Below are 22339 nucleotides of genomic sequence, written 5' to 3'. Positions count from 1 at the left end.
GGAATTACGCATTTAACATAAAACGCATGTAAGTTGACAAACAGCGCAAAGATGGTGTTACAGCAATCCGATCAGCCCCTGACCGTCACGATCCTTGTCCTGCCCGAGGCGTCGTTGATGAGCCTTGCCGCCACGCTGGACCCGATGCGGGCGGCGAATCGGATCACGGGCGAGCCTTCCTATCGCTGGAAAGTGGTATCCTTCGAGGGACAGGCTGTCGCCACAAGCTGCGGATTGAAAGTCGAGGTCGATGCCACATTCGACCCGCGCGAGGGATGTGATCTGCTGATCGTGGTCGCCGCTTTCAACGCCACCCGCCATGCCAGCCCGGCGCTGGTCGCGGCGGTGCGGCAGGGCGCAAGACATGCGCGGATGGTCGGCGGAGTCGAGGCAGGCAGTTGGGTTCTGGCCATGACCGGTCTGCTGGACGATCGCCGCGCCACCACCCATTGGGAGGATTTCGAGGATTTCGCCGCCCGTTTTCCGCAGGTGCAGGTGATCCCGGACCGCTGGATCGTGGACGGACCGGTTTTGACCACCGGCGCCGCCGTGCCAGCGCTGGATTTCATGCTGGCACTGATCCGGGCGCGGCAGGGTTTCGCCGCCGCACTGAATGTCGCCAGCCTTTATGTCTATGACGAGACGCGGCGACCATCGGATGCGCAACCGCTTGTCTCGATGGGGCGGGTCGGCCAGCAAGAGCCCCGTCTGGCTGCCGCCGTGCGGATCATGGAAGAGCATCTGGATGCGCCCCTGCCCGTCCGGGCCATCGCCAGCCGGACGGGATGTTCGGTGCGCACGTTGGAAGGACTGTTCCGCGATGTGGTGCAGATTTCCCCCGGCGCCTACTACCTGTCGCTCAGGTTGCAGGCCGCACGGCGGCTGACCGTGGATACAAGGTTGTCCATGGCCGAGATCGCCGTGCGCACCGGCTTTTCCTCGGTCGCGTCACTGTCGCGGGCGTTCAAGCGGCATTACGGGTACCCGCCCTCGACCGCCCGGCGGCGGCTACAGGCCTAGCGATTGCTGCACCGCCGGCAGGCCCGGCTCGCCGTCCAGCGTGGTGACATCGGCCAGCCAGGCATCCAGCACTTCCGGATTCTCGGACAGCCAGCGTTCGGCAGCGTCGCGCGGCTCCAGCCCTTCGTCAAGAATATAGGCCATCATCAGATCCTCGGCCTCGACGTTAAAGACGAGGTTTTTGAAGAACTTGCCCAGATTCGGACAATCCTCGGAAAAGCCTGCGCGGGAAACGGTCAGCACCGTGGCCGCGCCATCATCTGGCCCGAACATGTCGTCTCCGTCGGTCAGATATTCCATTTCATAGCGCACATTCATCGGATGCGGGCGCCAGCCGAAAAACAGGATATCCCCATCCGCGCCCATCGCGCGTTCGACTTGCGCAAGCATTCCCTGTTCACTGGACTCGACCAGTTCGAAATCGGACAGGCCAAATGTGTCATCCGTGATCGCCTCCAGGATCGTGGCATTGGCGCTGCTGCCAGCCTCGATGCTGTAGATTTTGCCGTCCAGTTGATCATGAAACGCAGCAATGTCGGAATAGGTCTTCAACCCCGCGTCAAAGGTATGTTTCGGAACCGCAAAACCGATCCGGGCACCTTCAAGATTTGTCTGGATGATTTCGATATCGCCCGCCTCGACCAGCGGCGGCTGAATCTGTTCCTGCACCGGCATCCAGTTACCCAGAAAGATGTCGGTATCGCCCTGTTTCAGCGACTCGAAAGTCACCGCCACCGACAGGACCGAGACATCGGGCGCGTAGCCCAGCCCTTCCAGAATTCGCGCCGCCGTTGCCGTCGTCGCCGAGATATCCGTCCAGCCCACATCCGAAAAGCTGGGTGCCTGGCAGGTGGCCGGATCATCCGCCGCGCTGGCCTGACCGGCCGCAAGCGATGCCACAATACCGGCTGCAAGAATGCGCTTCATTATCATCCCCTCCGTTGTTGGATCGGCTGGCGACAAGGGCGCGCCGCGCCGTCCCGGCAAAGATAGGTGAAAATGTTGCTGTCTGATTGTCGTATTACGTAATTAATTTTGCATTTTACGCAGCGGCGCCGGCTGAACCACCATATAGCAGTTACGGTCCTATGTGCAGCGCCGACCTTACCGTTTGTGCCGAAGTCCGGCATAATGCCATATCCCATGCGGATATCGCGGAGGGATTTTTCACGACCGATGCCGATCTGCTGGCCGCGCCGCCCGCCGCCCGATATCATGACAACCTAGTTTCGCGATCATCGCCGGCAATACTGACGTCACCGGGGTTCCGAATCCTGAACCGCGGCCAATACGAATAGCCGCAGGGCCGTGGCCAGCCCGATCTCGGGCGCGCGGCACCGATCGATCTGGCCGATCAGCGTGACACGGGTTATGCCGCGCCGTTCCGCAAGCTGACCCAATGCCTGCCAGAACGCATCTTCAAGCGACACCGATGTCCGATGCCCGTCAATCGTGACCGACCGCTTCAGCGGAGGGGTCATCGGCGGCAGTTCAATCATCGCGTTTATGCGCTTCGTGCAGCCGCGTCACTCGCTGCGCCTCGCTGTCGCGCGCCTTCCGCTGATGCTTCCTTTCGCCGAACTTCGCGGCATTCGCATCGCCCTGCGCCCGTTTCTCCTGCCGCGCATGCTGTTTGCGGTGCTGCCGAAGATTGACGGGTTTGTTCATCCCTGCCCCTCGGGCTGCTGCATGAGCTGCCAGCTGACGCCAAAACGATCCGCGATCCAGGTGAAGCGCGGCGAGAACGGATAGCTGTCCAGCGGCATGAAGGTCTTGCCCCCGTCGCCAAGCACCCCGGCCAGATGATCCACCTCATCCGCCCGCTCGCAACTCACGACAATAGAGATCGAAGGCGTGAAGTCGAACTGATGGCTGACCGGGCTGTGAAACAGGATCAGCTCCTGCCCGGCCGGATTCACGCTGACCCGGCGGGGTTCACCCTTGGCTGCCAGTTCAGTCACGGTCATATCCGGAAATGCCTGCGTCCACAGCGCGACAACCTCGCCCAGATCACGCTGAAACATGAGTTGCGGTAGCGCCTTCATATCTCCTCCGGGATGATCAGTCTTTGGGGCCGATCATGTCTTCGGGTCGGACGATCCTGTCGAATGTCTCGCCGTCCACCAATCCTAGCGCAATCGCCTCTTCGCGCAAAGTCGTGCCGTTTTTATGCGCGGTCTTGGCCACTTTGGTGGCGTTGTCATAGCCGATGGTCGGCGCCAATGCCGTCACCAGCATCAGCGATTCCTTCATCAGTTTCTCGATCCGCGCGGTATTGGCCTTGGTCCCCACAACCATGTTGTCGGTAAAGGATGACGCGGCATCGCCCAAAAGCTGCATGGATTGCAGCACGTTATATGACATCATCGGGTTATAGACATTCAGCTCGAAATGCCCCTGCGACCCGGCAAACCCAACGGCAGCGTCATTCCCCATGACATGGGCGCAAACCATCGTCAGTGCCTCTGCCTGCGTCGGGTTGACCTTGCCCGGCATGATCGAGGAACCCGGCTCATTCTCGGGCAGGATCAGCTCGCCCAGACCCGAGCGGGGGCCGGAACCCAGCAGCCGCATGTCATTGGCGATCTTGAACAGCGATGCCGCCACGGTCTTGAGCGCGCCCGAAAAGAACACCATCGCGTCATGCGCGGCCAATGCCTCGAATTTATTGGGGGCGGTGACAAAGGGCAGATCGGTGATTTTCGCGATCTCGGCAGCGATTGCCGTGTCCCAGCCCTTATCCGTGTTCAGCCCGGTGCCGACGGCGGTGCCGCCCTGCGCGAGTTCATAGATATGCGGCAGGGCGAGTTTCACCCGCTCGATCCCCATTTTTACCTGATGGGCATATCCGCCGAATTCCTGCCCAAGGGTCAGGGGCGTTGCATCCTGCGTATGGGTGCGGCCGATCTTGATGATATCCTTGAACTCTTCAGATTTCGCGACCAGAGCCTTGTGCAGCTTTTCCAGTCCCGGCAGCAGCACATCGCGCGCCATCATGCCGATGGCGACATGCATCGCGGTCGGAAAAGTGTCGTTCGAGGATTGCCCCATATTGCAATGATCGTTGGGATGAACCGGGTCTTTCGATCCCATCTCACCGCCCAGAATCTGAATCGCACGGTTCGAGACAACCTCATTCGCATTCATGTTCGATTGCGTGCCCGATCCGGTCTGCCACACGACCAGCGGGAAATTGTCGTTCAGCTTGCCCTCGAACACTTCGGTAGCAGCTTGTTCCATCGCCCGGCCGATCTTTTCGTCCAGCTTGCCCGAGGCCATGTTGACCCGTGCCGCCGCCAGCTTGATCGCGCCAAGCGCACGAATGATCGCAACCGGCTGACGTTCCCAGCCGATAGGAAAATTCATGATCGAACGCTGCGTCTGCGCGCCCCAGTATTTCGAGGCGTCGACTTCAAGCGGGCCGAAGCTGTCGGTTTCGGTGCGGGTCTTGGTCATGGCAATGGCTCCGTCGCGGTTTTGCCGGAGTTTTATCCCCCGCAGCGGGGAGAAGCAATCGGTATGCTATTGTATGCGAAATAGAAGATTAACGCCGCCGGAATATATAGACCTGCGCAGGCGGCAGATTGGCCCAGATCCGGCGACTGCGCTCATGCTGCAGGCCGAAATGACGGCGCACATTCTCGGACAGAGGCGGTAGCGGGCCATAAGTGATCTGCACGAAGGGCGCCCCGGGCAGCATCACCGACAAAGCCGCACCAACGATCGAAGCCTGCAACTCATCCGGCATCGGCAGGATCGGTACGCCCGAGATCACCATGTCATATGGCTCGCCATTCTCGTTGGCCATGTCCTGAGCGGGCCGGTTATGAACGCGAACGCCCGGGAAATGCGCGCGCAAATGGTCGCAGAAGGCAGCGTTCAGTTCATACAGGTCCAACCGTTCGGGCGGCAATCCACGGGCCAGAATCGCGTTTGTAACCGTACCCGTTCCCGCGCCGATCTCGGCCACGCGCATGCCGGGGGGCCCCCCCCGCCCAATTGGGGGGGCGGTGACCCGACCAGTGGGAATGACCGAGCGAATCTCGGACGGGCGACGAATGAACTGACTGACGAATAACGACAGATCCGACATGGCAATCTCCTGCAGCGCTGCTGGACATGGCCTATTGCAGAGAGGTGACAGCCGCGTGACGGCCTATTTCCGCCAGTGATCCAGTTGCACGATCTCGCCGCCTCCGGGCGAATCGTCAGGATCATCGTCATCGGCGGGAACCTCTTCATAGGTGTCATCCGCGTCTTCTTCGTCGTCATCGCCGTCCTGAGTCTCGAAACGAAGGCCGAACTCGACCGAGGGATCGACAAAAGTCCGCAGGGCATCGAACGGAATTCGCATCGGCTCGGGTGAATTGCCGAAATTGAGCGTGATCGTGAAGCCTTGGTCATCCACAGTCAGATTGTCGAACCAGTGCTGAATGACGATGGTCATTTCCTCGGGATACCGCTCACGCAGCCAGTCGGCCATCTCGACACCCTCGTCGCGGGTGTCGAAGGTAATGAAGAAGTGATGTTCACCCGGCAAACCGTTCCGGGCCACATCGCGCAGTACATCGGCAATCAGGCTCTGCATTGCGCGATGCATCATTCCGCCATAATCAATTCCCGACTGCGTCATCAGACATTCCCTCTCAACATGTCGGCAAGCATAGGCAAATGGGCGTCGATGAAAAGGGGGGAAGGCGCGGATATCGTATCGCAACGATGATGTCCCGCCCTGAAAGGCGGGACCGGACGGATCATCGTTCAGGCGACCGAATCATATAGCGGCCGCTGGTTTCTTATGCTGCGCCGCACCAGTTTGCGTGTCGGCGACCCCCTCACAAAGCTTCGTGCGGGCTCTTGCCGGGCTTCCTTTTCCGGAAGACCGGGATAGATCGCGGCAATCTCCTGCAGTTGCGATTCCGTCAGGCTCAACCGGGCCTGTTCCCCGATATAAAGGCTTTCGGTCCACGCCCCATCAGCCCGCACGATTTCGTGTCTATCGAGCATGAGATGAAAATACCTGATCTCCGCGATGTCTTCCGCGATCTCGACGCCGGGGAGTTCAAGCAGGTTCTTTGCCGCAGTGAGTATCGCAGGGGAACCGAACATCCGCTGCGCGATCTTCGATTGCAGCAGAATGCGATGCTGGGGCGACACGACAAGATCGCGCGCAGGGCATCCCTGGCCAAGCGCACCGGCACGGATACGAATGGGCCGAAGCTTCGGGCTGGTCTGCAAACGGACCTGGGTCATTACACTCGATCCCACCCAGAGCAACAGCTGGGCGCCGTGATCTCGGGTATTCACCAGATCGCCGGAACGCAGCGTTTCAACTCTCTTTTCTCCCTCGGGCGTATCGATCAGAGTGCCAGCGCCAAAGCAGAGCGGATTATAGGTCCCATCATAACTCGGACCATAATATCTGCCATAGGCAGAGTTCTGGGTGGCATTCGAGGGAATCGAAATCTTGGCGACAGGCGCGCTCGCGTTCAGGGCGTTCAACCAGTTGTCGCTGAAATCGATCAGCACTTTGCGACCGCTGGCGGCATCCAGAATCCGTATCGGCAGTTCGCCGCCCAGATCCGCTTGGGTCAGAACGGTCCCGTCAGTGAGTTCGACGGAATATTGTTGAATGCCGACGATCCAGTCGAGCAGACCTGATTTGGCTTCCAAAGTCGCGCCCGGCCCAACCGTGATCCGATCCTGAACACGAGAGCCATCCAGATCATCGACATAAGGGTCCGTCGTGGTGGTAGACCTTTCCACGATATAAGCATTGGTGCTTTCAGCGATATAGTTCCCCGTAGAATGCCCATCTACGCCAAAGGAACGGCCTCTCATCTGATCGATTATCGAACCGATGCCATCCCAGTTCAGATTCGTATTCAACATGAATGGATCAGTATGTGTTACCATCGGTACCTCCCCCTTAAACTGCAACACTCGATTAAAACTCTATCAACCATCACTGCGGATAACCGACTTTGCACCAGTTGTCACTTGACATCTTTACTCGCGTGGCAGGTGATCTCGGCGATCGGGCAACCGGGCAAAAATTCGGAACCCCGGGATAGTTGCGCTTACCCGACCGCATCCACGCGTTACACGGGTATCGTTACTGAGTCCGCCTCTTGCCACGCTCCCCCTTCCATCCCACGCCACGTTGCGTTAAACGCCAGCGATCGCAGGAAAGGAGGCCCCGATGGGCTACAAAGTCGTTGTTGCCGGCGCCACGGGAAATGTGGGCCGTGAAATGCTGAATATTCTGGATGAACGTCAGTTTCCGGTGGATGAGATCGCGGTGCTTGCCTCGCGCCGCTCGCAGGGGACCGAGGTCAGCTTTGGCGACAAGACTCTGAAGATCAAGGATATCGAGCAGTTCGATTTTACCGGCTGGGATATCGCGCTTTTTGCCATCGGTTCCGATGCGACCAAGAAATACGCCCCCATCGCCGCCAAATCCGGTTGTGTGGTGATCGATAACTCTTCGCTTTACCGCTATGACCCCGATGTCCCCCTGATCGTGCCCGAGGTGAATCCCGACGCGATCGAGGGCTATGCGAAGAAGAACATCATCGCCAATCCGAATTGCTCGACCGCGCAGATGGTTGTGGCTTTGAAGCCACTGCATGACCGCGCCCGGATCAAACGCGTGGTCGTCTCGACCTATCAGTCGGTCAGCGGCGCGGGCAAGGAAGGCATGGATGAGCTGTGGGATCAGACCAAGGGCATGTATGTGCCCGGGCAAGAGGTCGAGCCCAGCAAATTCCAGAAACAGATCGCCTTCAACGTGATTCCGCAGATCGACGTCTTCATGGAGGATGGCTCGACCAAGGAAGAATGGAAGATGGTCGCCGAGACCAAGAAAATCGTCGATCCCAAGATCAAGGTTACCGCCACCTGCGTGCGCGTGCCGGTCTTTGTCGGCCATTCCGAGGCGATCAATATCGAGTTCGAGGATTTCCTTGACGAGGATGAGGCCCGCGACATCCTGCGCGAAGCCCCCGGCATCCTGGTCGTCGATAAACGCGAACCGGGCGGCTATACAACGCCGGTCGAATGCGTGGGCGATTTCGCCACCTTCATCAGCCGCATCCGTCAGGATTCAACCATCGAGAACGGGCTGAACCTGTGGTGCGTCAGCGACAACCTGCGCAAGGGTGCGGCTCTGAACGCGGTTCAGATCGCCGAGCTTCTGGGTAATCGCGTTCTGAAGAAGGGCTGACCGCCCCGTCATGTTCGACTGGATCTCCAGCTTTCTTGAAGGTGGCGGGGCCTGGGCCATCGCCGCCCTCATGCTGCTGGAGAATGTCTTTCCGCCTATTCCGTCGGAACTGGTCATGCCGCTGGCCGGGTTCAACGCAGCACGGGGCGGCACGCCTCTGTGGCTGACCATTCTTTCAGGCACGGCAGGATCGCTGGCCGGGGCGTGGCTGTGGTATCTTGTCGGTCGCGCCTTTGGCGACAAACGGCTGCGTCGGCTGATCGCTCGACATGGACGCTGGCTGACCATGACGCCATCCGAACTGGACCGGGCGCAAGCATGGTTCGAACGGCATGGCGCCGCGGCGGTGTTCTTCGGACGGCTTGTGCCGACGATCCGCACATTGATTTCAATTCCGGCCGGAATCGCGCGGATGTCCACCCGGCGCTTCCTGCTGTTCTCGGCACTGGGCAGCTTTCTGTGGTGCACATTTCTGGCGCTTGCCGGCTATTGGCTGGAAGGCAGTTATGAACAGGTCAGCGAATGGCTGAACCCCGCCTCGATGCTGATCGTCCTCGGGCTGATCGGAATATATCTGTGGCGCGTGATCCGCTGGCAGCCGGACAGCTAGAGCCGGATACAGGTCCGGAAATGCGTCGGGGCCGGTCGGCGGACCTTATAGCGCAATCCAGCGCTTGCCGCCGTCTTCAGCCTGCCAAAGAGTTCCTTCGCGGATATCGTGGACCAGCCCATGCAGCGACAATTCCTCGCTTTCGACGGCGGATTTCACGAAGGGGAAAGTCATCAGATTCTCGATCGAGATCATCACCGCCTCGCGCTCCAGCGCCCGGATCTGCTCTCCTTCAGGCAGCGCGCTCACCCGTTCATAGCCGGGGCGAAGGATATCCATCCAGCGGCCGACAAAGCTGGATTTCTCTTCGAGTTCCGGCGCATTTCCCGAGCACATCGCATGACATCCGGCCACACCGCCGCAATTCGTATGCCCGACCACGATCAGATGCGCCACGCGCAGCGCCTCCACCGCGTATTCAACCGCCGCCGAGGTGCCGTGCTGCTGCCCGTCCGGCGCATGGGGCGGAACCAGATTGGCAATATTCCGATGGATGAAGAACTCGCCCGAATCCGCGCCGAATATGCTGGTGACATGTACGCGCGAATCGCAACACGAGATGACCATCGCCCTTGGACGCTGGCCGTCATCCGCCAATCTCCGGTACCAGGCGCTGTTCTCGGCATAGGCTGTGGCCTTCCAGCCATGATAGCGGCTGATCAGATATTGCGGCAATGGGCGGACATTATGCATGATGACCTCTTGTAAACTTGCCAGTTGATAAGCGCATAATGACTAAAATTCGAGAAGAAATTCCCCGCGCTAGCAAGTTGTTCATTCTCTTACCGCAATCTCCGCCTCCAACACAAATGAGAGGCCGGAGATTCCTGCTTGGCAAATGTCATGTCCTTGCCGATATTCGAGCCGGTTCGCTTCGACAGGCGGCGGATCGCGGATATTGTCGGAGAACTGGGGGAAGCGGCGGCACGGAACACGATCCGCCTGGCATTGGGCGAGATCGAGACTGCGCTTTTCCGGGCCGGCCAGGCCATGGATTGCCATGACGATACGGATGCCCTGGCTCATGCCGAATCGCTGGCGCGTCTTGCCTGGCAGCTGGGGCTGCCGACACTGGCCACCGTGGCGCAGAACCTTCGGGATTGCATCCAGCAGCGCAATCATATCGCTGTCGCGGCAATCGGCGCCAGACTGAGACGGGTCGGCAATCGCTCGCTGGCCACGATCCGGTGCGATACCGGCCTTTCCTGACTGCCGCACTTGCGAAGGCCCCGCCAGCGTGTAGTTTGTCCCCCGGACAACAAGGAAACTGCGATGCCGGTCGAATTTGCCCCAACCTCCGATCAATCACTGCCAATCTGGTGCGTCCCGCAAGACGCGGAAATTCCCGAAGATGCCATGGCGGGCAACTGGCCCGCGGCCTGTGGCTTCACCGGCAAGACAGGCGAGCTGTGCCTGCTGCCGGCTGCGGATGGCACGGTGCAGGGCGCGCTATTCGGGCTTGGCCATCCCTCCAGGGCCGGGCGGGAGCGGTTCACCCTTGCCCGCGCCGTCTCGGCACTGCCCCAGGGGGACTGGCGGCTTGCCTATGTTCCCGAGGGCCGCGATCCCGAGGAACTGGCGCTTGGCTGGTTGCTGGGCCAATATCGCTTCACACGGTACAAAGGCGACGCGCCCGCCCGGCCGCGGCTTGTCTGCCCCGACGGCGTGGATGCCGACCGTCTTCTTGCCATCGCGGCGGGCGAATTTCTGACCCGCGATCTGATCAATACGCCGGCAAGCGATATGGGACCCAAACAGCTTGAAGCCTCGGCCCGCAAGCTGGCCAATGATATCGGCGCCTCGATCGAGGTGACGACGGGCGAGGCCCTGCTGAAATCCAACCTGCCACTGATCCACGCGGTCGGCCGCGCTGCGGAACAGGCGCCACGGCTGATCGACATCCGGCTGGGCGACAGCGGCCCGATGCTGACGCTGGTCGGCAAAGGCGTGTGTTTCGACACTGGCGGGCTGGATATCAAACCCCCATCCTCGATGGGGCTGATGAAGAAAGATATGGGCGGTGCGGCGACCGTTCTGGGGCTGCTGAAGATGCTGGCCGGAACGGGAGCGGCACAGCGGCTGCGGCTGCGTGTGCTGATCCCGGCGGTGGAAAACAGCATCGCCGGCAATGCCTTTCGTCCCGGTGACGTGCTTGGCAGCCGCAAGGGCCTGACGGTCGAGGTGAACAATACCGACGCCGAGGGGCGGCTGGTGCTGGCCGACGCATTGACGATGGGTGCCGAGGAAAATCCGGATCTGATGATCTCTTACGCGACGCTGACAGGCGCGGCGCGGGTGGCGCTTGGCCCGGATATCCCGCCTTTCTACTGCGACGATGATGCAACCGCGCAAATCATCCAGACCTCGGCGATGCAGGCAGGCGATCCGCTGTGGCGGATGCCGTTCTGGGAGCCTTACGAGGCGATGATCGAGCCAGATATCGCCGATCTGGACAACGCGCCGTCCGGCGGCATGGCCGGTTCGATCACCGCCGCGCTGTTCCTGCGCCGCTTCGCCGAGGGCGCGGGGCGCTATGTCCATCTTGATATCTACGGCTGGCAACCCGCCGCGAAGCCCGGCAGGCCAAAAGGCGGTGTGGGTCAGGGGGCGCGGGCAGTTCTGGACGCCTTGCCGCGATTGCTGACATGACCCATGATCGCCGCCTGACCCCGGCGACCGAGCGGGTTGCCCTGGAATCCCTGCGCGGCGTCCTGAAGCGCCCGGAATACACAGCCGGACGGCCCGCGCGTCTAAGCGCCCCTCTTGCCGATCTGCTGAACGCACCGGAAGGCCGCCGGGACCGGCAGGTGATTTTCGGCGCGGACCTGACCGTGATCGAGGCTCGCGGCGGATGGGCCTTTGTCCAGACGGCACAGGACGGCTATTGCGGCTGGCTGCCCGAAAATGTGCTGGGAACCGGAACCGCGCCTATCACGCATCGCGTTACCGCCCCTGCAAGCCATCTTTATTCCGCGCCGGATATGAAGCAGTCCGAGTTCTGCGGATTGTCCATCGGTGCCAGATTGTCCGTAGCCGGAACCATGCCGGGCTTCGCACAGCTTGCAACCGGCGGCTTCATTCCCCTGCAACATATCGGTGACAAGCCTTCCGCGGATCCCGTCACGACCGCGGAGTCACTATTGGGGGCGCCCTATCTCTGGGGAGGCAACAGCTATGCGGGGCTGGATTGCTCGGGGTTGATCCAGATCGCATTGACGGATTGCGGCATCCCCTGCCCGGGCGATTCCGATCTGCAACGCGATGCCTTCCCGATGGTTTCCGGCATCGCGCGCGGCGATCTGCTGTTCTGGCCCGGCCATGTTGCCATGGCGATCTCGGCCGATGTCATGATTCACGCGACCGCATGGAAAATGGCCGTCATCCGCGAAGGGATTCAGGACGCCATCGCCCGGATCGATGCTGCGGGCGAAGGGCCGTTTCTGGGCGTGAGACGGCCCGGATAGAACGGGGCTTCGTCACAGGCTTGATCGGCTTGCGCAAATGTTCATCTTTGCGGCGGCTTCCAGTCCGATGGCGGAATCAGGCGGCGGCGCAGGCGGATTGCCAGCCCCAGCGCCACACCAACGCCGATTGCAACGGTCAGATCGGCCACAACGGTCAGGACAAGCGTCACGACCAGAAGAAACTGATCCGACCGCCTCTCGTGCAGATATTCCGGCCAGCGATGGGGCTCGCTCATGTTCCATGCCGTCAGGATCAGCAGCCCGGCAAGCGCGGGCATCGCCATATAGCCCGCCAGCGGCGCGGCGATCAGCATCACGATCAGGATCGTCATGGCGTGAATCAGGCCGGCCACCGGCGTTTTGCCACCGGCGCGGATATTGGTGGCCGTGCGGGCGATTGCGCCGGTCGCCGGCAATCCGCCGAACAGCGCCGATCCCAGATTTGCCGCCCCCTGGGCGATCAGTTCGGCATTGGAGCGATGCCTGCCTGCGATCATCCGGTCAGCGACCATGGCCGACAGCAGCGATTCGACACCTGCGAGAAACGCGATGACGAAAGCCGACGGCAGCAGTTCCCCAATCCGTTCCATATTCAACGAGGGAATCGCCGGAGCCGGCAGGCCGCGCGGCAAATCTCCGAAACGCGACTGGATCGTATCGACCGGCAGACCGAATATGGCGACGATGGCAGAGGTGACGGCAACGGCGATGATCAGTCCCGGCAACCGCGGCGCGGCGCGTTTCAGACCGACGATCAGCACCATCGTCAGCCCGCCGATCAGCAGCGCCGGGATGCTCAGACCGGCTTTCGCGGCCCAAAGCGCCTTCAGTTTGCCGAAAAATTCGGCCGGAACCTGCGCGACCGTCAGGCCGAACAGATCCATAAGCTGACTCGTCGCGATGATGATCGCGATACCGATGGTGAAACCGTTGATGACAGGTTCAGGCACAAGCTGGATCAATCGCCCTGCCCGCAAAAACCCCGCCACGAGCAGGATCAGCCCGGCCATGAAGGTCGCGATGACAAGCCCGTCATAGCCATGATCGGCAATGACCGCAAAGACGACGACGATAAACGCCCCCGTCGGGCCACCGATCTGAACCCGGCTGCCCCCCAGAAGCGAAATCAGAAAGCCTGCAACGATCGCGGTGACCAGTCCGGTCGCGGGATCGGCGCCCGAGGCGATCGCGATCGCAAGGCTAAGCGGCAGGGCCACCATCGCAACACTGATGCCGGCGGCAAGATCAGCCATGAAAAGCTGTCTGCTATAGGTCTGAAGAGTCGTCAGAATCTTGGGTTTCATGCCACGAAAGCTATTTCATGCCGGGGACAGGTTCCAGTTGAAAGCACATCCGATCTGCCTGAATGAAAGGCCGGCATGGTTATGGAACATTGTAAAAGGAAAAGGGCTGACCAATCGGTCAGCCCATTGAAAACAGTCAGATCGAAATTCGATCTGTTCTGAAATCAGCTGTCGTCATCGTCAGCAGCAACCGCGGCGATCACACCCAGCAGCAGCAGGGCGGGAACAACCAGGCCGGCGTTCGAGGATGCCGACTGCTCTTCGACAACAACAGGCTCAACGTCGACGACGGGGGCAACATAGCCACCGGCGAAAGCCGAAGAAGCGGTCAGGCCGAGAGCGGCAGCGAAAGTAGCGAATTTGGTCATGATCATGCTCCGTTTCGTTTTGAAAGCTGCCGTTTCCGGCAACATCGATGTGACACTTACACAATCCCACGCAGTTGAAAAGGAACAATACCTTCTTGTCAGCGCGGGGCTGCGCCCACTGTTGCATATTGGCCAACACTTCAACCACGGGGTGCTACCCATAGGCCACGAGACGCCGCGATAATGGGGTGTTTTGTAATTAATGTGAACGAAATACCTGCGCAAACATGAAAAAAGCTGCTGCGGAGGCGACAATCGACGGACCGGCAGGCGTATCGAGCCGCAGGCTTGCCCATAGCCCCGCCAAAACCGACAGCGCCGCGATAATGCAGGCAATGGCGGCCATCCGCTCGGGGGTGGCGGCAAATCGGCGGGCGGTTGCCGCAGGAATAATCAGCATTGCCGAGATCAGAAGCGACCCGACGATCCGAATCGCGATTGCAACCAGAAGGGCAAGCGCGACCGACATCACAAGCCGCTCCAGACGGGGATCGATACCCGCGGCCATCGCCAGTTCCTCATTGACCGAAGCAGTCACTAAGTTCTGCCAGCGCCAGCATAAAAGCCCAAGTATCAGGAACGATCCGCCCCAGATCCACAGCAGATCGCTGCGGCCGACGGCAAGGATATCCCCGAAAAGATAGCTTGCCAGATCGACCCGCGCCGAAGGAACGAAACTGATCGCGACAAGCCCGAAGGCAAGCGCGGAATGCGCGATGACGCCCAGTACCGTATCCATCGCATGCCCGCGCGAGGTCAGCATCGATACCAGCAGCGCCACGGCAAGCGCGGTCGCAATGGTGCCGGCATAGATGGACAGATCGAACGCCAGGCTAAGCGCCACCCCCAGAATCGCGGCATGCGCGGTAGAATCGCCAAAATAAGCCATGCGCCGCCAGACAACGAAGCAGCCAAGCACGCCGGCGGCAACCGCCAGCCCAAGACCTGCCAGAACGGCCCGGATCAGAAAATCATCAAGCATGGGAACCCTTGTTGGCCGATATGCGTTGCCATCGCTTCATTTCAGAATTCATTCGCCGTGATGGGCACAATCATGATGCGAATCATGGTCATGGTCATGATGGTGTCGGTAAAGAGCCAGGGTACCCTTGCTATCCGCCCCGAACAGGGCGCGGTATTCTGGCGCGTTGCCGACATATTGGGGCGTTCCCTCGCAGCAGACATGCCCATTCAGGCAGATCACCCGGTCCGATGCGCCCATCACGACAAGCAAATCGTGACTGACCATCAGCACCGCGGCGCCGGTCTGGCGCCGAACCTCTTCGATAAGCTGATAAAAGGCGACGATTCCCGGCTGATCCAGCCCCTGCGTCGGCTCATCCAACACCAGAAGATGCGGATCGTGCAGAAGCGCCCGGGCAAGCAGGACACGCTGAAACTGCCCCCCCGAAAGCTCGGTCAATTGACGCGCCTCCAACCCGGCGACTCCGGTGCGCGCAAGGGCAAGCGCAGCCACCTGCCCCCCGACCCAGCGGGGAAGGGACAAAAAGCGCCGCACGGTCATCGGGATCGACCGGTCAAGCTGAACCCGCTGTGGCACATAGCCGATTCTCAGCCCCGCGCGGCGGTCGATTCGCCCCGCGATCAGCGGCATGTGCCCCAGAAGTGCGCGGATAAGCGAGGATTTCCCCGAGCCATTGGGGCCAACGACCGTCACGATCTCGCCCGGCGCAATGTGGAAATCGACATCGCGCAAAACCGGATCGGCCGTACCGGGGCGATTGATGCTCAGCTTTTCAGAAGCGATCAGAGCGGTCATTCCGCGTCCCGTCCGGCGCAGGCGGGGCAGAGCCCCAAAGCCTCGACAGTCGCACGCTCGACCGTGAAGCCAAGTTCACCTGCCGCCGAACTTAATTCGCTGCGGACATTGCCCGCATGGGCTTCGGCCACCTTGTCACATACCCGGCAGATCAGAAAAACCGGGGCGTGATCCTCGCCGGGATGCAGACAGGCGGCAAAGGCGTTCAGCCGCTGCAGGCGATGCGCCAGCCCATGCTCGACCAGAAACTCAAGCGCACGATAGGCGACCGGCGGCTGGCGGCCGAAACCTGCCTCGGCCAGCCGGTCAAGCACTTCGTAAGCGCCCATCGCCCGATGCGCTTCAAGCAGGATCTCCAATGTGCGCCGGCGGACCGGCGTCAGCCTTGCACCTTGCTGCCTCAGACGTTCCTCGGCTTCAGCCAATGCCCGCGATTGGCAAAGCGCATGATCATGCGGGGCGAAAGCGTCGCCTTGATCCGGTTCATGCCACAATTTGTTACCTTATTACAATTCGATTGACTTGTTATCACATAACATGAGAAAGCTTTCACCCGCAACACGAGACTTATTATTCAGGACAGGCATCATGCGACTTTTGACGACCACAGCGATTCTGGGCTTGCTGGCAGCAAAGGCCATGGCCGCGCCCCCGCAGATCGTCACCGATATTCCCGTGACCGGGTCACTTGTACAGCAGGTTCTGGGCGATCTTGGCGATGTGCGGGTGCTGATCGGCGATGGCGCGGATCCGCATCACTTCCAGCTAAAGCCCTCGGATGCCGCTGCCCTGCAATCGGCAGAGCTTCTGGTCTGGATCGGGCCGGAAATGACGCCGTGGCTGGAACGTGCGGCGGATAATCTGGGGGATGGCAGTTCGTTACCGCTGCTGACCGTTCCCGGTACGCATCTGCGGGAATTCGGCGCAGAAGGGGATGATCATGCCGAGCACGCGCATGACGATCACGGCCATGATCACGATCATGACGAAGAGCACGGGCATGACGAAGAGCACGCGCATGACGGGCATGACCACGATGACGACCATGGCCACAGCCATGATGGTGCCGATCCGCATGCCTGGCTGGATCCCCACAATGCGCAGACATGGCTGACGGCAATCGCCAGGGAACTGGCCACGCACGATCCCGAGAATGCCGAAACCTATGCCGCCAATGCCGAAGCTTCGGTGAAGCAGATCGGAGAGTTGGAAGCACAGCTCAACGCGCAGCTCGAACCGGTGAAAGACCGGCCTTTTGCAGTATTCCATGATGCCTATGGCTATTTCACCGCGCATTTCGGGCTTTTGCCGGGAATCGCGGTGTCGCTTGGGGATGCCTCGGCGCCTTCGGCCGCACGGCTCAGCGAGATCTCAGCCCAGATCGCCGATTCGGGGGCTGAATGCGCTTTTCCCGAATACGGGCATAAACAGGCACTGATCCAAAGCGCGATCGAGGGCAGCGATACGCGAATCGGCGCGGAACTGGATCCGGAAGGGCGCGGGATCGAGGCCGGGGCCGGCCTGTATGCGGAGATGTTGCAGAACATGGGCGATGCGCTTGCCGAATGCCTTTCCGGCAAGGGCTGACATCCTCCCCTCATGCGTCCCATTGCGGCGGTATCCTGCTTGGATATCGCCGCTTTTTTATTTCCGACTCTTTTCCTTTGACATTACCGAGTAAATTAGTCAGATTTGTTTCAGACGCATTTTTCAGGAATGAGGCTGACCATGACCGCTACGCGCCCTGCCGATTTTACCCGCCCCGGAACCAGCGTTCTCGCGCGGCTGCCTCAGCACGACGCCAACGAGCTGACACGTGGTGGAAATCAGGCACTTATCGTCCTTGACGAACAGGTTTACCAACTGCGCATCACCCGCGCCGGCAAGCTGATCTTGACAAAATAAAAGGGCGCTGTTGCGCCCTTCGATCAGGTTCTGGGTCCGCGCGGCTTGCCACCGGGGCGTCCGCCTGGCTTGCCGCCAAAGGGCCTGCCGGATCCGGCATTGCTTTTTGCCGGCCCGCGCGATCCTCCGCGTGGCCCTTTGAATCCTGGTTTTCCCGAGAATTCGCGCGCAGGCTGTCCCTTGGCAGTTTTTGCGCCGAAGTTGCGCCGCGGCTCCTCACCCGCTGCGCCATCCCCGGTGCGAGGCTCGCTTGTCCGTTCCCTCTTGTTCCAAGGCTTGCCGCCTCGCGCCGGACTCTCTTCATTTTTCATCCGCGCGGCACCGAATTTCCGGGGCGGTTTGCCGTCCGGCCCCGCGCTGCGGCCCGGCCTGTCGTCATCGCTGCGAAATGACGGACGGCGGGCATCGCCGAAACCCGGTTTGCCGCGTGGCTTGCGCGGCGCGTCGCTCCCACGGGGACCGCGGTCCTTCGTTTCGGCCTCGCCGGTCATCAATCCGCCAAGCTGATCGCGCAAGACCCGCCGCTTGACCTCAACCACCTGATTCTTCTCCATGCCGGTCAGGCGGAAGGGGCCATAGCCGACGCGGATCAGCCGGTTCACCTGAAGACCGACATGCGCCATGGCACGCCGGATTTCACGGTTCCGGCCTTCGCGGATCCCCACGGTCAGCCAGGCATTCGCGCCCTGCTGACTGTCCAGCCGGATCTCCATCGGCGCGAATTCCTCGCCGTCGATGGTTGCACCGCGACGCAAAGGCGCAAATGTCAGATCATTCGGCACGCCGTTCACACGCACACGATAACGGCGCAGCCAACCCGTAGAGGGCAGTTCCAGACTGCGTTTCAGTTCGCCGTCATTCGTCAGCAGCAAAAGCCCTTCGGAATTGAGGTCAAGCCGGCCAACCGTCATCACCCGCGGCAGATCGCGGGGCAAGGCGTCGAATACGGTCTGACGGCCCTTCTCGTCCGAAGCCGAGGTCACAAGTCCGATCGGCTTGTAGTAAAGCCACAGCCGGGCTTCTTGCGGCTCGTCCAGTTTCCTGCCGTCTACGGTAATCCTGTCACTGGGCAGGACATCCAGAGCCGGGCTGGTGATTTTTTCACCGTTCACGGTGACACGGCCTTCCAGAATCATCCGCTCGGATTCGCGGCGGCTGGCGATGCCCGCACGCGCCATCACCTTGGCGATACGGTCGGCAGAGGGGGATTCGGGGGCTGTCTTGTCGGTCATGGCGATGTCTCCTGCGCATCTCTGCGGTGGCAAGCTGCATTCCTTACGTGAAATCCATCATACAGGAAAGCCGTATCTTGCGCGATGCCCCCTGCCCTGCGACAACCCCGACAATGACAGAGTTCAAATCCCATATGCCGCTGGCGCTGGCCGAAGCGCGGGCCGCCGCAAAGCGGGGCGAGGTGCCGGTGGGCGCGGTGCTGATCTCTGCCGATGGGCGGATCGTAGCGGCGACGGGAAACCGCATGCGGGAATTGTCGGATCCAACCGCCCATGCCGAGATCCTGGCAATCCGGCAGGCTTGCGCCGCTGCCGGCTCGGAACGGCTTCCCGGTCATACCCTGTGGGTCACGCTGGAACCCTGCCCGATGTGCGCGGCGGCAATCTCGGCGGCTCGTATCGCAGTGCTTTACTATGGGGCCGGCGATCCCAGAATGGGTGGTGTCGCGCATGGCGCGCGGGTTTTCGATCATCCCCAATGCCACCACCGCCCCGAGATTTACGACGGGATAAGCGCCGAGGCGTCCCGTGATCTTCTGAAATCCTTTTTCGAGGCTCGCCGCTGATGAAACATATCGTATTCGACCTTGGCCGGGTTCTGATCGACTGGTTCCCCGAACGGGCATTCGCCACGCATTTCACCGATTCCACCGCTATCCGCGACTGGATGGCGCGTGTGGATTTTCACGGCTGGAACTACCGGCAAGACGGCGGACGCCCGCTTTCCGACGGTCTGGCCGCGGCTCGCCGCGCCCATGGCGAGGATGCTACGCCGCTAGAGGATTATACGGCGAATTTTCACCTGACCATTCAGGATCCCGTCGCCGGAAGCTGGGAAATCGCCGAGACCCTGCAATCGGCCGGCCACCGGCTTTTCGCGATCACCAACTGGTCGCGTGACAACTGGCCTGCCGCTTTGGCCCAATATCCACGGCTGGAGACATTGTTCGAGGATATCGTCGTATCGGGCGTCGAAGGGCTGCTGAAACCTCAGCCCGAGATTTATCGCACCCTGCTTGACCGCAACGGGATCAAGGCCGGAGATTGCGTCTTCATCGACGACAGCCCGGCAAATGTCGAAGGCGCCAGGGCGGTCGGCATGGAGGCGATCCATTTCACCGAAGCGGAAGCGTTGCGTCTTGCGCTGAGAGAATCTGGCATCTGACAGGTTGCACCCGGCAACGCAGGCTTTTATATGGGTTGGAACGCGGGTGTAGCTCAATGGTAGAGCAGCAGCCTTCCAAGCTGAATACGTGGGTTCGATTCCCATCACCCGCTCCATAAAATCCCGTAGAAATCTTAACATCAGCCATTTGCCGGAAAATGCTCCCCACAGTAAAACCGCTATCGGGACATTTGGTTGAATGAATCGCGACGATCTCTTGGGCTCTGAATACTGATATTCCCCGCTTCGGAAGCCGGTACGGTGGCATGAATGCAGCGCAGGACGGCAAGACATTCACTCTGACCGGAAAACAATGGGCGGTGACACATCCGCCGTTTCTGCATGAAAAAGCCCGCGCCATGGGAGAGAGGGGAACGGCGCGGGCCAGAGCAGGGAGTAATTCAGATGTGGAGATCGCTCCTTCGGTGATCAACGGCAATATCTGCGGCCAGTTGTCGCAAGCGTTGAGGCTGCTACAATCGCGTCAAAAGCGGAGTGATGCACGGAGCCGTATGTATATGCCTGACTATTTAGATATCGGAATCGGAGTTGCTGCGGCCGCCGCGTATGCATTTGTATGGTGGGTGTCGGAAAAGCGGCGCAGATCAGGAGTCCATCATAGCGAGACATGGGTGGACGTGGACAGCGCGGGCCATAGCGATCGATGTGACTGACGGTGCATGGAAAAGCCCGCGCCGATGGAGGGCTGGCGCGGGCAATCTGCAATAAATACGTGAAAACATCTGTATTCTGCCCGCTGGTAGTTACAGGCGTGTGACAGAGGTTAAAAAAAGCCCGCGCCAGTAAGGAGCAGCGTGAGCTAGGCTCGTGTTGGGCATCGCGCTGACGTGTACAAGATGCCCAACATGGATAATTCTGTCTGCGCAATATCCATTCGCCAAGCGGGAATGGGCGATTTCCGCGGGAATCCCTTCGAATGACCTGTTTGTCATCACCGGAATCGTTCCGATGCAGAGAAAACGGGCATAAAAAAACCCACGGAATGGCAAAGCTGGCCGCGATATATGCCACCGTTCCAACAGGCAACGATGGTCTGAGCGGAAATGAAGAGGCGGACAACCACTCTGTCTCGTGATATCGGGACACTGAAAGTAGGTATTTCCGCAAGCCATCAGAAAGGGCTTATCCGAACCTTTGCCAGCAGGGGAATGACAATGACGCCCATCGCAAGCCAGCCCACCGAAGGCTCACTGACCTCTAACGCTATCTTTCTGACGCTGACGCTGAACCGGGAAGATGCGGCGCTGGACAGGTTTCGCGATTTCTGCGCCGATCTGCCCTCGCTGATCCGCGCCGTGGGCTTTCGCAGCCCCGCGGCGGGGCTAAGCTGCGTGATCGGGATCGGCTCGGCCCTGTGGGACCGGCTGAGCATGGGCGCGCGTCCACAGGGCCTGCATCCTTTCCGAGAGATCGCGGGCACCCATCACGCCCCATCGACACCGGCCGATATCCTGTTCCACATCCGCGCCGAGCGGCCCGATTTCTGTTTCGAACTGGCCAGCCAGATCATGCTGCGTCTTGGCCCGGTCTCGACTGTCGAGGACGAGACTCAGGGTTTCAAGTTCTTCGACAATCGCGATCTTCTGGGCTTCGTGGACGGGACCGAGAACCCGAACGGCGCGGACCGGACCGCCGCAGTGATCATCGGGCCCGAGGAACCGGTCTTTGCCGGGGGCAGCTATGTCATCACCCAGAAATACCTGCACGATATGGCAAAATGGACCGCGATGACGGTCGAGGCGCAAGAGCGCGTCATCGGACGGCACAAGCTGTCCGATATCGAGTTTCCCGATGCCGAAAAGGCCAGCTATGCCCATAACGTGCTGACCAATATCAACGATGCCGAGGGCAACCAATTACAGATCCTGCGCGACAACATGCCTTTCGGCAGCCCCGCGCGGGGCGAGTTCGGCACCTATTTTATCGGCTATGCGCGCGAACCGGGCCGGATCGAGACGATGCTGAACAACATGTTCATCGGCCTGCCACCGGGGAATTACGACCGCATCCTTGATGTCTCGGAAGCGGTGACGGGCGCGCTGTTCTTCGTACCCAGTGAGAACGTGCTGGACGCGATCGGCGCGGGCAGGACTCTGGAACAGCCGGAAGCGAAGGAACCGGCCGGCCAGGCACAGGATTCACCCGGCGTTGGATCATTGCAGACGCAGAAGTAAGGGCGGTCCCAATCAGGGTACCATGAGACGCCCGGCATTCACATGCCGCGCTATCTCGATTGCGGCCATAT

General features: G+C 60.5%; 27 protein-coding genes and 1 tRNA gene. 13 read left to right on the top strand and 15 right to left on the bottom strand.

The genetic code is table 11. The features are described 5' to 3' along the window. Positions 1–33 precede the first annotated feature (33 nt). The gene (locus Q0601_RS11105) at positions 34–1020 is read left to right on the top strand and encodes a GlxA family transcriptional regulator (protein WP_305289893.1); all 987 of its coding nucleotides are present in this window, start codon (positions 34–36) and stop codon (positions 1018–1020) included. Here Q0601_RS11105 and choX read toward each other — a convergent pair. The 8 genes from choX to Q0601_RS11065 all read right to left on the bottom strand — a co-directional run bounded on the left by choX (position 1009) and on the right by Q0601_RS11065 (position 6936). Continuing rightward, complete coding sequence (choX, locus tag Q0601_RS11100; protein ID WP_305289892.1) at positions 1009–1947, bottom strand: choline ABC transporter substrate-binding protein; 939 nt, start codon at positions 1945–1947, stop codon at positions 1009–1011. The two genes, Q0601_RS11105 and choX, sit on opposite strands and share 12 nt — an antisense overlap. 329 nt (positions 1948–2276) lie before the next feature. Further along, positions 2277–2519, bottom strand: a complete 243-nt coding sequence (locus Q0601_RS11095; RefSeq protein ID WP_305289891.1) for a ribbon-helix-helix domain-containing protein — start codon at positions 2517–2519, stop codon at positions 2277–2279. Next, a complete protein-coding gene (locus tag Q0601_RS11090) occupies positions 2512–2688 on the bottom strand; it encodes a DUF4169 family protein (RefSeq protein ID WP_305289890.1) in 177 nt (58 codons plus the stop codon). Before Q0601_RS11090 ends, Q0601_RS11095 begins: the two co-directional genes overlap by 8 nt. Continuing rightward, positions 2685–3065 carry a VOC family protein gene (locus Q0601_RS11085; RefSeq protein WP_305289889.1) on the bottom strand — a complete coding sequence of 127 codons (381 nt, stop codon included), beginning with the start codon at positions 3063–3065 and terminating at the stop codon, positions 2685–2687. The genes Q0601_RS11090 and Q0601_RS11085 overlap by 4 nt, the downstream gene beginning before the upstream one ends. 16 nt (positions 3066–3081) lie before the next feature. Then, complete coding sequence (fumC, locus tag Q0601_RS11080; RefSeq protein ID WP_305289888.1) at positions 3082–4476, bottom strand: class II fumarate hydratase; 1395 nt, start codon at positions 4474–4476, stop codon at positions 3082–3084. Between the two features lie 88 nt (positions 4477–4564). Then, on the bottom strand, positions 4565–5113 hold the full coding sequence (locus Q0601_RS11075; protein WP_305289887.1) for a class I SAM-dependent methyltransferase: 549 nt from the start codon (positions 5111–5113) through the stop codon (positions 4565–4567). Positions 5114–5176: 63 nt separating this feature from the next. Beyond that, positions 5177–5653 carry an SspB family protein gene (locus Q0601_RS11070; RefSeq protein WP_305289886.1) on the bottom strand — a complete coding sequence of 159 codons (477 nt, stop codon included), beginning with the start codon at positions 5651–5653 and terminating at the stop codon, positions 5177–5179. A 128-nt stretch (positions 5654–5781) separates the two neighbouring features. Continuing rightward, entirely contained in the window at positions 5782–6936 is a 1155-nt protein-coding gene (locus tag Q0601_RS11065; protein WP_305289885.1) for a Hint domain-containing protein, read from the bottom strand. Positions 6937–7222: 286 nt separating this feature from the next. On the opposite strand from Q0601_RS11065, the gene Q0601_RS11060 reads away from it, so the two are divergent. Both Q0601_RS11060 and Q0601_RS11055 read left to right on the top strand, forming a co-directional pair. Next, positions 7223–8245: an aspartate-semialdehyde dehydrogenase gene (locus tag Q0601_RS11060; RefSeq protein WP_305289884.1), complete on the top strand. Its 1023-nt coding sequence runs from the start codon at positions 7223–7225 to the stop codon at positions 8243–8245. A 10-nt stretch (positions 8246–8255) separates the two neighbouring features. Further along, positions 8256–8855 (top strand): DedA family protein, encoded by a 600-nt coding sequence (locus tag Q0601_RS11055; RefSeq protein ID WP_305289883.1) that lies wholly within the window; start codon positions 8256–8258, stop codon positions 8853–8855. A 45-nt stretch (positions 8856–8900) separates the two neighbouring features. Here the strand turns inward: Q0601_RS11055 and Q0601_RS11050 are convergent, their stop codons facing one another. Continuing rightward, complete coding sequence (locus tag Q0601_RS11050; protein ID WP_305289882.1) at positions 8901–9548, bottom strand: carbonic anhydrase; 648 nt, start codon at positions 9546–9548, stop codon at positions 8901–8903. A gap of 138 nt (positions 9549–9686) precedes the next feature. Between Q0601_RS11050 and Q0601_RS11045 the strand changes: the two genes are divergently transcribed. The 3 genes from Q0601_RS11045 (at position 9687) to Q0601_RS11035 (ending at position 12319) form a co-directional block, all read left to right on the top strand. Beyond that, positions 9687–10064 (top strand): hypothetical protein, encoded by a 378-nt coding sequence (locus Q0601_RS11045; protein ID WP_305289881.1) that lies wholly within the window; start codon positions 9687–9689, stop codon positions 10062–10064. 63 nt (positions 10065–10127) lie between these two features. Beyond that, positions 10128–11504 carry a leucyl aminopeptidase family protein gene (locus Q0601_RS11040; RefSeq protein ID WP_305289880.1) on the top strand — a complete coding sequence of 459 codons (1377 nt, stop codon included), beginning with the start codon at positions 10128–10130 and terminating at the stop codon, positions 11502–11504. Beyond that, complete coding sequence (locus tag Q0601_RS11035) at positions 11501–12319, top strand: C40 family peptidase (protein WP_305289879.1); 819 nt, start codon at positions 11501–11503, stop codon at positions 12317–12319. Before Q0601_RS11040 ends, Q0601_RS11035 begins: the two co-directional genes overlap by 4 nt. Before the next feature lie 41 nt (positions 12320–12360). On the opposite strand, the gene Q0601_RS11030 is transcribed toward Q0601_RS11035, so the two are convergent. The 5 genes from Q0601_RS11030 to Q0601_RS11010 form a co-directional block, all read right to left on the bottom strand. Further along, entirely contained in the window at positions 12361–13623 is a 1263-nt protein-coding gene (locus Q0601_RS11030; RefSeq protein ID WP_305289878.1) for a SulP family inorganic anion transporter, read from the bottom strand. 164 nt (positions 13624–13787) lie between these two features. After that, positions 13788–13997, bottom strand: coding sequence for a hypothetical protein (locus Q0601_RS11025; protein ID WP_119745352.1), 210 nt, complete (start codon positions 13995–13997; stop codon positions 13788–13790). 193 nt (positions 13998–14190) lie between these two features. Continuing rightward, the gene (locus tag Q0601_RS11020) at positions 14191–14973 is read right to left on the bottom strand and encodes a metal ABC transporter permease (RefSeq protein WP_305289877.1); all 783 of its coding nucleotides are present in this window, start codon (positions 14971–14973) and stop codon (positions 14191–14193) included. 48 nt (positions 14974–15021) lie between these two features. Beyond that, positions 15022–15771 carry a metal ABC transporter ATP-binding protein gene (locus Q0601_RS11015; protein WP_305289876.1) on the bottom strand — a complete coding sequence of 250 codons (750 nt, stop codon included), beginning with the start codon at positions 15769–15771 and terminating at the stop codon, positions 15022–15024. Beyond that, positions 15768–16265 (bottom strand): Fur family transcriptional regulator, encoded by a 498-nt coding sequence (locus Q0601_RS11010; RefSeq protein WP_305289875.1) that lies wholly within the window; start codon positions 16263–16265, stop codon positions 15768–15770. Before Q0601_RS11010 ends, Q0601_RS11015 begins: the two co-directional genes overlap by 4 nt. Before the next feature lie 94 nt (positions 16266–16359). Here Q0601_RS11010 and Q0601_RS11005 point away from each other — a divergent pair, with 94 nt between their 5' ends. Then, the gene (locus tag Q0601_RS11005) at positions 16360–17358 is read left to right on the top strand and encodes a zinc ABC transporter substrate-binding protein (protein WP_305289874.1); all 999 of its coding nucleotides are present in this window, start codon (positions 16360–16362) and stop codon (positions 17356–17358) included. 141 nt (positions 17359–17499) lie between these two features. Continuing rightward, positions 17500–17676, top strand: coding sequence for a hemin uptake protein HemP (hemP, locus tag Q0601_RS11000; RefSeq protein WP_106690805.1), 177 nt, complete (start codon positions 17500–17502; stop codon positions 17674–17676). Between the two features lie 23 nt (positions 17677–17699). Here hemP and Q0601_RS10995 read toward each other — a convergent pair whose 3' ends face one another. Beyond that, positions 17700–18908, bottom strand: coding sequence for a pseudouridine synthase (locus Q0601_RS10995; RefSeq protein ID WP_305289873.1), 1209 nt, complete (start codon positions 18906–18908; stop codon positions 17700–17702). Positions 18909–19021: 113 nt separating this feature from the next. Here Q0601_RS10995 and Q0601_RS10990 point away from each other — a divergent pair, with 113 nt between their 5' ends. From Q0601_RS10990 to Q0601_RS10970, 5 genes are all read left to right on the top strand, one after another. Beyond that, positions 19022–19474 (top strand): nucleoside deaminase, encoded by a 453-nt coding sequence (locus tag Q0601_RS10990; protein WP_305289967.1) that lies wholly within the window; start codon positions 19022–19024, stop codon positions 19472–19474. Continuing rightward, positions 19474–20073, top strand: coding sequence for an HAD family hydrolase (locus tag Q0601_RS10985; protein ID WP_305289872.1), 600 nt, complete (start codon positions 19474–19476; stop codon positions 20071–20073). The genes Q0601_RS10990 and Q0601_RS10985 overlap by 1 nt, the downstream gene beginning before the upstream one ends. A gap of 42 nt (positions 20074–20115) precedes the next feature. Next, positions 20116–20189, top strand: a tRNA-Gly gene (locus tag Q0601_RS10980). Positions 20190–20339: 150 nt separating this feature from the next. Continuing rightward, entirely contained in the window at positions 20340–20747 is a 408-nt protein-coding gene (locus Q0601_RS10975) for a hypothetical protein (protein ID WP_305289871.1), read from the top strand. A gap of 501 nt (positions 20748–21248) precedes the next feature. Further along, positions 21249–22268, top strand: coding sequence for a Dyp-type peroxidase (locus tag Q0601_RS10970; RefSeq protein ID WP_305289870.1), 1020 nt, complete (start codon positions 21249–21251; stop codon positions 22266–22268). Positions 22269–22339 lie beyond the last annotated feature (71 nt).

The sequence above is a fragment of the Paracoccus wurundjeri genome (assembly GCF_030678915.1).
In the GTDB taxonomy this organism is placed as follows: Bacteria; Pseudomonadota; Alphaproteobacteria; order Rhodobacterales; family Rhodobacteraceae; genus Paracoccus; species Paracoccus onubensis_A.
The sequence above is the reverse complement of the archived record's forward strand: the minus strand, read 5'-3'. Positions and strand labels throughout refer to the sequence as shown.